The 12,943-nt window shown below is 64.8% G+C and carries 9 protein-coding genes; 6 read left to right on the top strand and 3 right to left on the bottom strand.

The window, feature by feature from the left end:
- The first annotated feature begins 5 nt into the window (after positions 1 to 5).
- From ABC729_RS18845 to ABC729_RS18825, 5 genes are read left to right on the top strand one after another with little or no spacing between them, the layout of a single operon-like run.
- On the top strand, positions 6 to 932 hold the full coding sequence (locus ABC729_RS18845) for a hydroxyacid dehydrogenase (protein ID WP_495609145.1): 927 nt from the start codon (positions 6 to 8) through the stop codon (positions 930 to 932).
- Positions 929 to 1,948 (top strand): YeiH family protein, encoded by a 1,020-nt coding sequence (locus tag ABC729_RS18840; RefSeq protein WP_495609144.1) that lies wholly within the window; start codon positions 929 to 931, stop codon positions 1,946 to 1,948. Before ABC729_RS18845 ends, ABC729_RS18840 begins: the two co-directional genes overlap by 4 nt.
- Before the next feature lie 45 nt (positions 1,949 to 1,993).
- A complete protein-coding gene (locus ABC729_RS18835) occupies positions 1,994 to 3,325 on the top strand; it encodes a spinster family MFS transporter (protein ID WP_495609143.1) in 1,332 nt (443 codons plus the stop codon).
- 35 nt (positions 3,326 to 3,360) lie between these two features.
- Positions 3,361 to 4,863 (top strand): glycerol kinase GlpK, encoded by a 1,503-nt coding sequence (gene glpK / locus ABC729_RS18830; protein ID WP_495609142.1) that lies wholly within the window; start codon positions 3,361 to 3,363, stop codon positions 4,861 to 4,863.
- On the top strand, positions 4,860 to 6,446 hold the full coding sequence (locus ABC729_RS18825) for a glycerol-3-phosphate dehydrogenase/oxidase (protein ID WP_495609141.1): 1,587 nt from the start codon (positions 4,860 to 4,862) through the stop codon (positions 6,444 to 6,446). Before glpK ends, ABC729_RS18825 begins: the two co-directional genes overlap by 4 nt.
- Here the strand turns inward: ABC729_RS18825 and ABC729_RS18820 are convergent.
- Complete coding sequence (locus tag ABC729_RS18820; protein ID WP_495609140.1) at positions 6,433 to 7,149, bottom strand: GntR family transcriptional regulator; 717 nt, start codon at positions 7,147 to 7,149, stop codon at positions 6,433 to 6,435. The two genes, ABC729_RS18825 and ABC729_RS18820, sit on opposite strands and share 14 nt — an antisense overlap.
- A gap of 129 nt (positions 7,150 to 7,278) precedes the next feature.
- Entirely contained in the window at positions 7,279 to 8,730 is a 1,452-nt protein-coding gene (locus ABC729_RS18815) for an NAD-dependent succinate-semialdehyde dehydrogenase (RefSeq protein ID WP_495609139.1), read from the bottom strand.
- 176 nt (positions 8,731 to 8,906) lie between these two features.
- Between ABC729_RS18815 and ABC729_RS18810 the strand changes: the two genes are divergently transcribed.
- The gene (locus tag ABC729_RS18810; RefSeq protein ID WP_495609138.1) at positions 8,907 to 11,207 is read left to right on the top strand and encodes a TonB-dependent receptor; all 2,301 of its coding nucleotides are present in this window, start codon (positions 8,907 to 8,909) and stop codon (positions 11,205 to 11,207) included.
- A 68-nt stretch (positions 11,208 to 11,275) separates the two neighbouring features.
- Here ABC729_RS18810 and ABC729_RS18805 read toward each other — a convergent pair whose 3' ends face one another.
- A complete protein-coding gene (locus ABC729_RS18805; RefSeq protein WP_495609137.1) occupies positions 11,276 to 12,901 on the bottom strand; it encodes a long-chain fatty acid--CoA ligase in 1,626 nt (541 codons plus the stop codon).
- Between the last annotated feature and the right edge of the window lie 42 nt (positions 12,902 to 12,943).

Raw genomic sequence — 12,943 nt, 5'->3', positions numbered from 1 at the left:
CGAAGATGCCTGACATCGTCATCACGGAATTCATGGACGAGGATGCCATCGCCAATGTGCTGGCCGGCCATGACGTCCTCTATGATCCCAAGCTGGTGGATCAGCCTGAAAAACTGGCCGCCGCCCTGACCGATGCCCGCGCGCTGGTGGTGCGCAACCGCACGCAGGTGCGTCAGGCCCTGTTGGATCAGGCACCGAAGCTGAAGGTCGTGGGGCGGCTGGGTGTGGGGTTGGACAATATCGACATGGCCGCCTGTGCCGCCCGCAACATCACGGTACGCCCGGCCACGGGTGCCAATGATCTGGCGGTCGCGGAATATGTCATCACGGCGGCGCTGATGCTGCTGCGCCGGTCCTGGTTCGCCTCTGCCCGCGTGGCGGCGGGCGAGTGGCCGCGTACCGACCTGATGGGACGGGAAGCGGCGGGCAAGCGGCTGGGTCTGGTCGGCTATGGCGCCATCGCCCGGCTGACGGCGCAGAAGGCGCGTGGCCTGGGTTTCTCGGTCGCCGCCTATGATCCGCATCTGCCGGAAAAGCATCCGGCCTGGGTGCAGGTGGAGCGGCAGTCGCTGGAAACCCTGCTGGCCACGTCCGATGTGGTCAGCCTGCATGTTCCCCTCACCCCGTCCACCACCAACATCATCAACGAAGCCGCCCTGGCGCGCATGAAGAAGGATGCGATCCTGATCAATGCCGCGCGCGGCGGTGTGGTGGATGAAGCAGCCCTGTGCGCCGCACTGAAAGCCGGAAAGCTGGGCGGGGCGGCATTGGACGTGTTCGCGACCGAGCCGGTCACGTCGGCATCGGGTGCCCTGTTCAAGGATGTGCCCAACCTGATCCTCACCCCCCATATTGCCGGCGTCACCGACGAAAGCAATGCGCGCGTCAGTGAAGTGACAGCGCGTGCGGTGCTGGAGGAGTTGGGGGTATGAGCCTTGCCGCCGCCCCGGCCCCCGGTAACCGGCTGGAATGGGCGCGGGGCGTCCTGCCGGGCCTGATCGCCACCATCGTCGTGGCACTGGCGGCCACCTACCTGTCCGACCATTACAACGCGCCGTCGATGGTCTTCGCCCTGCTGCTGGGCATGGCGCTGAACACGTTGCCGGGGGAGCCGCGCTATGCGCCCGGTATCGCCTTGTCTGCCCGCACCCTGCTGCGCCTGTCGGTGGCGCTGCTGGGACTGCGCATCACCTTCGCGCAGGTGGGGGACTTGGGCTGGTCCACGGCGGCCATGGTGGTCTGCGCGGTGCCGCTGACCATCGGTTTCGGCTGGGCTTTGTCAAAACTGACAGGGGTCGGCGGGCGGTTCGGGGTGCTGTCGGGCGGGGCCGTGGGTATCTGCGGTGCATCTGCCGCCATGGCCATCGCTGCCGCCTGGCCGCGCAAGGAGGGAGAGCGCGATACCGTCGTCATCATCGCCTGCATCACCAGCCTGTCGACCATGGCGATGCTGGCCTATCCGGCCATCGGTGGCTGGCTGGGCCTGGATGCGGTACAGGCGGGGCGTTTCTTCGGCGGCTCCATCCATGATGTGGCGCAGGTGGTGGGGGCGGGATACAGCCAATCGCCGCAGGCCGGCGATACGGCGACGGTAGTGAAGCTGATGCGGGTCGCCATGCTGCTGCCCGTCGTCGTCGCCATCACCCTGCTGGCCGCCCGCCGGCGCACCGCCGATGATGGAGAGGCCAAGGTGACGCCCCTGCCCGGCTTTCTGATCGGGTTTGTCGTGCTGGCCTTCCTGAACGGCATGGGCTGGGTGCCGGGGCCTGTCACGTCGGTCCTGACGGAGCTGTCGCGCTGGCTGCTGCTGATCTCCGTCGCGGCACTGGGCATGAAGACATCGGCCAAGGACATCATGGAGGTCGGCCGCGCCGCCATCGCCATGGTGGTCGCGGAAACCGCCTTCATCGCTTTGTTCGTGCTGGGCTGGATCGAGCTGGTCGGCTGAACTTTGACATAACGATACAAATAAAAATCATCGGGAGGCAGGAACGTGCAGCAGAGCCAACAGGCCGGGCCCCCGCCCGTCAGCGACGGGTATCGGCGCTACGCGCTTTGGGTGCTGCTGATCATCTATATCCTGAACTTCCTGGACCGGCAGATCGTCGCCATCCTGGCTGAACCCATCCGCCAGGAACTGCATCTGGCGGATTGGCAGCTGGGCGTGATGACGGGGCTGGCCTTTGCCCTGTTCTATACGTTCCTGGGCATTCCCATCGCGCGGGTCGCCGAACGCGGCAACCGGCCCCTGATCATCGCGGCGGCGGTGGGGACGTGGAGCGGCTTCACCATGCTGTGCGGCATGGCACAGAGCTTCGTACAACTGGTGCTGTGCCGTGTCGGCGTTGGCGTGGGAGAGGCCGGATGCACCCCGCCCGCCCATTCCCTGATCAGCGATTACACGCCGCGCGAACGCCGCGCCTCTGCCCTGGCCTTTTATTCGCTGGGTACGCCGTTGGGCGGGCTGTTCGGGATGGTGCTGGGCGGTCTGATCGGTGATGCCTGGGGCTGGCGCACAGCTTTTCTGGTGGCGGGGGCACCCGGCATCATGATGGCCATTATCGCCGCCCTGACCCTGCGCGAACCGCGCCGGCAGATGCTGGCTGCCGACCTTGCCGCCCGGCGCGCATCGGCACCCAGCCTGCGCGAGGCACTGGTAGAGCTGAAGGGCAAGCGTGCTTTCTGGCTGATCGCCTTCGGGGCCGCCATCAAGGCCTTTATCGGCTATGGTGCTGCCTCCTTCCTGGGTCCCTTCTTCTTCCGCAACCATGCCGCCCCATTGGCAGAGATGGCGGAAGCCTTCGGGCTGGGTGTGGCAGGTTTTCTGGGCGTGGCCCTGGGTTTGATCCTGGGACTGACGGGGGCGGTCGGCACCTGGCTGGGCGGCTTCCTGGCGGACAAACATGGGGCCAAGGATTTGCGCGCCTACATGTCCATCCCTGCCGTCTCAACAGCGCTGGGCATCCCTTTCTACATGGTCGGACTGACGGTGGATGATACGACTCTCGCCCTGATCATGCTGGCCTTTCCGCCCGTGCTGAACACGCTGTGGTACGGGCCGGGCTATGCGGCGGTGCAGGGGCTGGTGCGGCCGCAGACGCGGGCCACCGCCACGGCCATGCTGCTGCTGATCATCAATCTGGTCGGGCTGGGTCTGGGACCGCTGGGGGTTGGGGCCATCTCCGACCTATTGAGCGGGCCGATGGGCCTGGGCAAGGCGGAGGGGGTGCGCTGGTCGCTGGTGATCTTTACCCTGTTCGGGTTCCTGGCCTCCACCCTGTTCTGGATGGCGCGCAAGACCCTGCGGGAAGAAACGGTAAGTTAAGCGTATAAGGGACCGGCGACAGGGGAGGATCAACCATGACCGACCACATTCTGGCGATTGACCAGGGGACGACGGGAACGACCGTCCTTATCTTTGACCGCGAAACACATATTGTTGGCCGCGCCTATGCGGAGTTTACGCAGTTTTATCCGCGTGCGGGCTGGGTTGAGCATGACGCGGCGGAGATCTGGCGGGTGACGCTGGAGACGGCGGGTCGTGCGCTGGCGTCGGCCGGGTTGTCGGCCCGGGATTTGCGGGCCATCGGCATCACCAACCAGCGCGAGACGGTACTGGCCTGGAACCGGCATACGGGGGAGCCGGCGCACCGCGCTATCGTCTGGCAGGACCGGCGCACCGCCGGTTTCTGTGATGATCTGCGGTCGCGCACGGGCGTGACGGAGATGGTGCGCGCCAGGACCGGTCTGGTCATCGATCCCTATTTTTCGGGCACCAAGCTGCGCTGGCTGCTGGAGAATGTACCGGGCCTGCGGGCGGGGGCGGAGGCGGGCGACATCCTGTTCGGCACCATCGATACCTGGCTGATCTGGAACCTGACGGGCGGGGCCGCCCATGTCACCGACCCGTCGAATGCGGCCCGCACACAGCTTTACGATATTCATGCCGGTGTCTGGGATGATGAGCTGCTGTCCCTGATGGATGTGCCGGCGCGGGGATTGCCAGAGGTGCGATCATCCTCCGCCGTGCTGGGCCATACCACGGCGGACGGGTTCTTAGGTGCCGGCGGCATTCCCATCGCCGGTGTGGCGGGGGATCAGCAGGCGGCCCTGTTCGGGCAGGCCTGCCACGGGCCGGGTCTGGCCAAGAATACCTATGGCACCGGGTCCTTCCTGTTGATGCATACCGGTCGCAGTACGCTGCGCGATCCCGGCCCGCTTCTGTCCACGGTGGCCTGGCGCATCGGGGATCAACCACTGGAATATGCGCTGGAAGGCGCAATTTTTGTGACGGGTGCTGCCGTGCAATGGCTGCGCGACGGGTTGGGCCTGATCGCGGCGGCGGCGGAGACGGAGGAACTGGCCCGCTCCATCCCGCAGAATGACGGGGTCTATTTCGTGCCCGCCCTCACCGGGCTGGGCGCCCCACATTGGGACCCCTATGCTAGAGGCCTGATCGCCGGGCTGACACGTGGCACGGGCCGGGCGCATCTGGCGCGGGCGGCATTGGAGGCCATGGCCTATCAGACCCGCGACGTCACCCGCGCCATCGAGGCGCAGACGGGCATCGCGCTGACCGAGCTGCGCGCCGATGGCGGGGCCGTGGGCAACAGTTTCCTGATGCAGTTCCAGGCCGACCTTCTGGGCGTGCCCGTGGAGGTGCCGCGCGTGTCGGAGACGACGGCCCTGGGGGCGGCCTATCTGGCGGGGCTGGCCACCGGCATGTGGCAGGACCGGGATGAGATTCGCGCCACCTGGAAACTGGCCCGCCGGTTTGAACCGGGCATGAGCGCCGCCGAGCGCGAGCGGCTTTACACACAATGGACAAGGGCCGTGGAGAAATCCCGCGGATGGGCGGCATGACGAACGGATTGGACCGGGCGGGCGGCATCGCGGCCCTGGCGGATGGTACGCCCTGGGATCTGGTGATCATCGGCGGTGGGGCCACGGGCCTGGGCACGGCGCTGGACGCCGCCGCGCGCGGGTATCGCACGCTTCTCCTGGAGGGGCATGATTTCGCCAAGGGCACCTCCTCGCGCGCCACCAAGCTGGTGCATGGCGGCGTGCGCTATCTGGCGCAGGGGAACATTCCCCTGGTCCGCCACGCCCTGCATGAACGCGGTCGGCTGCTGGCCAATGCGCCGCAGGTGACGCGGCGGCAGGGGTTCGTCGTGCCTTGCTATCGCTGGTGGGACATGGCGTTCTATGGCGCGGGCCTGTTCGCCTATGATCTGCTGGCCGGGAAACTGGGCCTTGGCCGGTCGCGGCTGTTGTCGCGGGGCGAGGTGATGCGGCGGCTGCCGACGGTCAAGACCGACGGTCTGGTGGGCGGCATCCATTATTATGACGGGCAGTTTGATGACAGCCGACTGGCCCTCACCATCGCGGCCAGCGCCGCCGATCATGGCGCCACCCTGCTGAACTATGTCCGCGTCACGGGCCTGCTGAAGGCGGAAGGCCGCATCGCGGGCGTGACCGCCAAGGACATGGAAACGGGCACGGATTACCGCATCCAGGCCAGGGCCGTGGTTAATGCCGCCGGGATTTTCATGGATGAGATCCGGCACATGGACCGGCCCGATCTGGCCGAGGGATTGTCGCTCAGCCAGGGTATCCATCTGGTGCTGGACCCGGGGTTCCTTTCCAGCGATGACGCTATCCTGATCCCCAAGACCGATGATGGCCGCGTGCTGTTCGTGCTGCCCTGGCTGGGCCGGACCGTGATCGGCACCACCGACACGCCCATCGAAACCGCCAGCATGGAGCCGCGCGCGCTGGAGGAAGAAATCCAGTTCCTGCTGGACCATGCTGCCCACTACCTGACCCGCGCGCCGGCCCGGTCGGACGTACTGTCGGTCTTTACCGGCATCCGCCCGCTGGTGAAGGTGAAGGGCACATCAGGCACGTCCGCCGTGCCGCGCGACCATGTGCTGATGGTGTCGGACAGCGGGCTGGTGACCATCACCGGCGGTAAATGGACCACCTATCGCGAGATGGCCGAACAGACGGTCGATGCCGCTGCCAAGGCCGGCAGCCTTACCACCGCGCCATGCTCCACGAAGGACCTGCGCCTGCATGGCTGGACCCCGCGCGAGCGCATCGACGCCAACGACCCGCTGGCCGCCTATGGCGCCGACGCACCCAAGGTGCGCGCGGTTCTGGCTGAACAGAAGGGCTGGGAAGCACCCATGCATCCCGACCTGCCCTACGCGTTGGGCGAGGCCGCCTATGCCGCCCGCCACCTGATGGCCCGCACGGTGGAGGATGTCCTGTCCCGCCGCACCCGCGCCCTGCTGCTCAATGCCGATGCCGCCGTAGCCGCCGCACCGGCGGTGGCAGCGGTCCTGGCCGCGGAGCTGGGCCGGGACGCCGAATGGATCGACAAGCAGGTGGCCGAGTTCACGGCCCTGGCGGGGGTTTACAGGGTACAGGTCAGCTCAACGTGACCGAATAGGTGAGGTCGCGGGCGTAGACGCGGCTGAGGCGCCATTCGACGCGGCGGTCCTGGAGGGACAGGGCCACACGGTCGATACACAGGATCGATGCACCGGCGGGTGCATTCAGCAGGCGCTGGTCGTCCGGTGTCGACAGGTCGGCCCGCAGTTCCTCGTTCGCAGAGACAATATTGATGCCAAAATCGGTCTGATAAAGTGAATAGAGCGTGTTTGGCAGCGGCATCCGGTCCTCGATCTTCGGGAACAAGGCCGAGGGCAGGATGATGGTTTCGCGGATGGTCGGCTTGCCATCGACCAGGCGGACGCGGTTGATCTCCACCACCTTGGCACCCTTGGCAAGATCCAGCTTCTGCTGATCGGCCACGCGCGCCACGCGGACCCGCACGCTCTGTTCGCCCATGGTCGGGGTGACACGCTCCCCGCCGGGGCGCACCATGCGGAAGAAGCGGAACAGCGACCGTTCCTGGGTATTTTCCGCGATGAAGGTCCCCTTGCCCTGATGCCGGACCAGCAGCTTTTCCGCCGTCAGCGCGTCCAGCACCTTGCGCATGGTGCCCTGGCTGACGCCCAGTTCACGGGCCAGCGCGTGTTCGCTGGGGATGGCTTCGCCCGGCCGCCAGACACCCTCTGCCACCTTGTTGACAATGATGTCGTACACTTGTCGATAAAGGGGGCGGTAACCGGGGGCTTCCATGCGGTGGAGGCATCCTGTGCTGCATCGGTGAGACTTATATAAGATAAAACAGTTCTGAAGGATTTCATCAAGGGTTTTGGGACCGTTGGCGGGGCAGAGAGCTCCATGGCCTGCCCCGCCACCGCGATTTTAACCCAACCCTCCGATGCAGGCATATTTCAACGTCGTGTAATCATCAATGCCGTGACGGGAACCCTCCACGCCAACACCGGATTCCTTATGCCCGCCAAAGGGTGCCACCTCTGTGGTGATCAACCCTTCATTGACGCCGACCAGACCGTAATCCAGCCCTTCCATCATCCGGAAGGCGCGGCCCAGGTCCCGTGTATAGACGTAGGACGCGAGGCCGTACTCGGTGTCGTTGGCCATGCGCAGGGCATCGGCCTCCGTCTCAAACCGGAAGATGGGGGCCAGGGGGGCGAAGGTTTCATCGCGCGCCACCAGCATATCGGCGGTTGCCCCCGCGATCAGGGTCGGCTGGAAGAAGCTGCCGCCGCGCGCATGCCGCGCCCCGCCGGTCACCACGCGCCCGCCCTTGGCCAGGGCGTCGGCGATATGTTCCTCGATTTTCCGTACACCGCCCATATCGATCAGGGGACCCTGGACCACCCCGTCCTCCAGCCCGTCACCGACCTTCATGGCTGATACCGCTGCCGCCATACGCTCCACGAAAGCGTCATGGATGCCGGCCTGCACCAGGATGCGGTTGGCGCAGACGCAGGTCTGGCCGGTATTGCGGAACTTGGCCAGCATGGCGCCGGCAACAGCCGCCTCCAGATCAGCATCGTCGAACACGATGAAGGGCGCATTGCCGCCCAGTTCCATGGAAACCCGCTTCATATGCGCCATGGCCCTGGACGCCAGCGCCTTGCCCACGGTAGTGGAACCGGTGAAGGTGATCTTCCGCAGCAGCGGATTCTCACACATCTCCGCCGCGATCTCTGTCGCCGAACCGGTGACGATGTTCAGCACGCCGGGCGGGAACCCCACCTGTTCGGCCAGCACCCCGATGGCCAAGGCCGAATAGGGCGTCTGGGTCGCAGGCTTCACCACCATGGTGCAACCGGCGGCCAGCGCCGCCCCCAGCTTGCGTGCAATCATGCTGTTGGGGAAGTTCCAGGGCGTGATGGCACCCACCACGCCCACCGGTTCCCGCACGGCCAGCAGGCGGCGGTTCTTCCAGGGGGACGGGATGACATCGCCATAGACGCGCCGCGCCTCCTCCGCGAACCAGCGGATATAGGCGGCACCCAAGGTCACCTCCCCGACCGCCTCGGCCAGCGGCTTGCCCATTTCCAGGGTCAGCAAACGGCCCAGTTCCGCCTTGTTGGCCATGATAGCGTCATGCAGCTTCATCATCAGATTGGCGCGGTCGGCCGCCGTCCAGGTGCGCCAATCCTGAAATGCGCGGTGGGCCGCATTGATCGCGGCCTTTGTCTCCGCCCGCCCGCCGCGCGGTATTGAGCCCAGCACATCACCTGTTGATGGATTGGAAACAGCGATACTGGCGCTGTCCATGGCATCCTGCCATGCACCGTCGATGAGGCATTGCTGACGCAGCAGCGGGTGGGAAATCGGCATTTCCGGGGTTCCTTCTTCCGTGTTGTGGGCGTCACAGCGCCCCATTTTCGGGCTGGACGAGTATCTATTCTAACTCTTATATAAGATACAACTCTTGTCTTACCCAAGACCATGCGGTAGGAATGATGCAACCCCGCCAACAAGGGGAGCCGACAATTGAACAGGGAGGAAATGACATGCAGCATGCAAAGCATCTGACACGGCTCGCGGCCGGCACGGCCATGGCGGTTTTGGGCCTGTCCGGCGCCGCGATGGCCCAGGACAGCGGCGGCATTCTTCTGGAAGAAATCATTGTTACCGCCCAGAAGCGCGTCCAGAACCTGCAGGACGTGCCCGTCGCCATCAGCGTCGTGACGGGTGAGCAGCTGGAACAGGCCAATATCAATTCGGCTGAACAGCTGTTCCAGCGCGTGCCGACCATCACGTTCCGCAAGGGCAACACGAACAAGGACAGTGCCATCTCCATCCGTGGCGTCGGCACCATCTCCTTCGCGTCTGGCGTGGAGCCGTCGGTATCGACCGTCATCGATGGCGTCGTCTATGCCCGTGCCGGGCAGCAGACGGCCGACTTCCTGGACCTGGAACGGGTTGAGGTGCTGCGCGGTCCGCAGGGATCGATTTTCGGCAAGAACGCATCAGCCGGCGTGGTGAACATCACCACCCGCTCCCCTGCCTCCACGCCCAAGGGCTTTGCCGAGGCGTCATATTATGAGGGCAACGAATACCGTCTGAAGGCCGGCGTCTCCGGCCCCATATCGGACAAGCTGTCCGGTCTGGTCACGGGTTTCTTTAGCCATTTCGATGGAAACGGCAAGAACGTGTTCAATGGCCATGACGTCAATGGCTATGAACGCTATGGCGCCCGCATGAAGCTGGTGCTGGACGCCACGGAGAATGTGACCTTCACGGCCATCGCCGATTATGCCAAGGGCAACGACAATGGCTATGCCGACAGTATCGGTACGGTTTTCCCCGGTGCCTATCAGGACCAGATCTTTAAGCCGTCGCTGGCCCCGCTGACGCCGGGGGCGAAGAACAAGGATATCGATAACGATCTGGACCCCAAGACGCGGGATAAGAATTCCGGCGTCTCCTTGCAGGCCGATATCGATCTGGGCAGTGCGTCCATCACCTCCATCACCGCCTATCGCCACTGGTACAATTACCAGCAGCGTGACGGCGACTTCCGCTCTGACTCGCCGCTTTATGTGGCGACCGGTGCGGCGGCCAGCGATGTCCGTTCGCATGACCGGGGTGATCTGAGCTTTGACCAGTTTACGCAGGAACTGCGCGTCGCCTCCACGGGGCAGAACTTCATCGATTACGTCGCAGGCCTGTACTACTACACCACCAAGGAAGTGGATTTCTTCAACCGTACCGTCACGGCCTGTACCGCCACCACGCTGGCGGCGGTGAACGGGCTGCTGCCCTGCCGGGCCGGCGCATCGACCTTCACCACCAATGAAGGCAATGCCGATTTCACGACCAAGCTGAAGAACTACGCCGCCTTCGGTCAGGCGACCGTGAATTTCACGGATGATTTCCGGGCCATCCTGGGCGGACGCTATACGGAGGACAAGGTGTCCTTTGATTTCGAACGCCGCTCCACCTCCACCGCCGCCTTCCCGGGCGTCCGCCCCTTTTTCGCGGCCACCGGTTCCACCAAGCAGGACGGCATCTCCGGCAATGCCGGCATCCAGTATGATTTCGCCGACGACATCATCGGATATGCCACTTATACCCGTGGCTATAAGGGTCCGGCGCTCAACGTCTTCTTCAACATGGTGGCCACCGACACGCTGCCCATCTCCGAGGAAACGTCCAACGCCTATGAGGCCGGCCTGAAGACCCGCTTCCCCGAGGCGGGTCTGATGCTGAACCTGGCGGCCTTCAAGACCATCTATGACGGATATCAGGCCAACAACCTGGAGCTGGTGGCCGGACAGGTGGTGACCCGCCTGACCAATGCCGGTTCGGTGTCGACCCGCGGTCTGGAAGCCGACTTTACCTGGGCCGCCAGCCGCGACCTGGAGTTCAATGGCGGCGTTTCCTACACCAAGGCGCGCATCGACAAGTTCAAATGCCCAACCACCAACCCCACCTGCGCCGACGCCATCAATGGCAAGCAGCTGCCCTTCTCCGCCAAGTGGAAGGGATCGGTCACCGCCGATTGGCGTCTGCCCGTCGAGTTGCCCAATGGCGATCTGAACCTGTCCAACACGGTGCAGTTCACGTCCAAGCTGGGCTTCGACATCAACCAGAACCCCAACGCTGTCCAGAGCGGCTATTCCACCTGGGATGCCGTGCTGGCCTGGACGTCGGACGATGACATGTATCGTGTGTCGCTGATCGCCAAGAACATCACCGACAAGCAGTATGTGATCCTGCGTATTCCGAACGGCACCGCCTTCATGCGCCAGATCACCCCGCGCGACGCCGAGCGTTATTTCGGCGCCTCCGCCCGGGTCAATTTCTGATCCGGGGCTGTCCCAACTACCTGCCTTCTCCACCCCCGGTGCCGTCCCTGGCACCGGGGGATTTTTTATCAACGATTTGCGAGCATGGCGCGCAGCACCTTCTTGTCGATCTTGCCTGTCGCACCCAGCGGCATGGCGGGCACGAACAAGACATCGTCGGGGATCTGCCATTTCGACAGGCGTCCGTGGAAATGGGCCAAGAATTCCGCCGCCGTGGCGTCCGTTTCCGGCTTCAGCTGCACCACCAGCAGCGGGCGTTCATCCCATTTGGGATCGGGAATGGCGATGGCGGCGCACAGGGCGGCCTTGGGATGGCTGGAAGCGATATTCTCGATCTCCAGCGAACTGATCCATTCGCCGCCGGACTTGATCACATCCTTGGCCCGGTCAGCGATGCGCATGAAGCCGTAACCGTCGATATCGGCGATGTCGCCCGTATCGAACCAGCCATCGGCGTCCAGCACCTGTCCGCCGTCGCCATGCAGATAGCCACGGGCCACCACGGGGCCACGAACCTGCAGCCGCCCCATCTGCTGCCCATCATGGGGCAGACAGGCACCGTCCTGACCACGCAAGGCCAGATCGATGCCCAACGGCGGGCGGCCCTGACGGATGCGATATTGCATCTGTTCTTCGAATCCCGTCCCCGCCAGTTCGGGCACCAGCTTGAAATGCGTGCCGATGGGGGAGGTTTCGGTCATGCCCCAGGCATGGCGCGCTTCCACCCCATAATCGTGCAGCCGGCGCAGCACCCCTTCCGGGCAGGCGGCCCCGCCGATGATGACCCGGCGCAGTGGTCCGAAATCCCCGCCATAGCGTTCCAGATGCTGGATGATCGCCTGCCAGATGGTGGGCACGGCGGCGGCGAAGGTCACCCCCTGCCCCTGGATCAGGTCCAGAAGCGAGGCCGGGTCCAGCCGCGATCCCGGCAGCACCAGCTTGCACCCCACCGCCGCCGTGGATAGCGGAATGCCCCAGGCATTGGCGTGGTACATGGGCACGATGGGCAGGGCGACGTCGCGCACCGACAGGCCCATGACATCGGGCTGCAACGTCATCCACATATGGATCATGGTGGAACGGTGGGAGTAAAGCACACCCTTGGGATTGCCCGTGGTGCCGGAGGTGTAGCAAAGGGCGGCGGCCTGACGTTCGTCAAAGTCCCCCCAGGGGTGCCCGTCATCACCGTGCGCCGCAATCCAATCCTCATAGGCGATGGCGTTTGGCAGCAGGGCGCGGTCCACATCCCCTTCCCCGCATAGCAGAACGACCTGGATCACGGTCGGACAATCGGGCAGCAGGTCTGCAACCAGGCCGGCGAAGACCGGATCGACCAGGATTACCCGGTCGCCGGCATGATTGATGATGAAACGCAGCTGATCCTTGAACAGGCGTGGGTTCAGCGTATGGCAGACGGCCCCCATGCCCATGATGGCGAACCACGCCTCCAGATGCCGGTCGCCGTTCCAGGCCAGCGTCGCCACCCGGTCGCCCAGCCCCACACCCAGCCCGCGCAGGGCCGTGGTCAGGCGTCGGGCACGGTCGCGCAGGGTGGCGTAATCGGTGACGGACAGCGCCCCGTCTGCCGAAGCCTCCACCCGCCGTGACACGATCTGCCGCGTTCCATCCCAGCGCGCGGCATGGTCGATGATCCGGTTTACCGTCAGCGGCCAGTCCTGCATCAGCCCGAACATGCGTTTCTCCCTATGCTTTGCGCCCTCATTTCCTCATTCCCA

The organism is Niveispirillum sp. CC-CTL257 (assembly GCF_059489915.1).
This window is presented reverse-complemented; position numbering and strand designations above follow the sequence as displayed.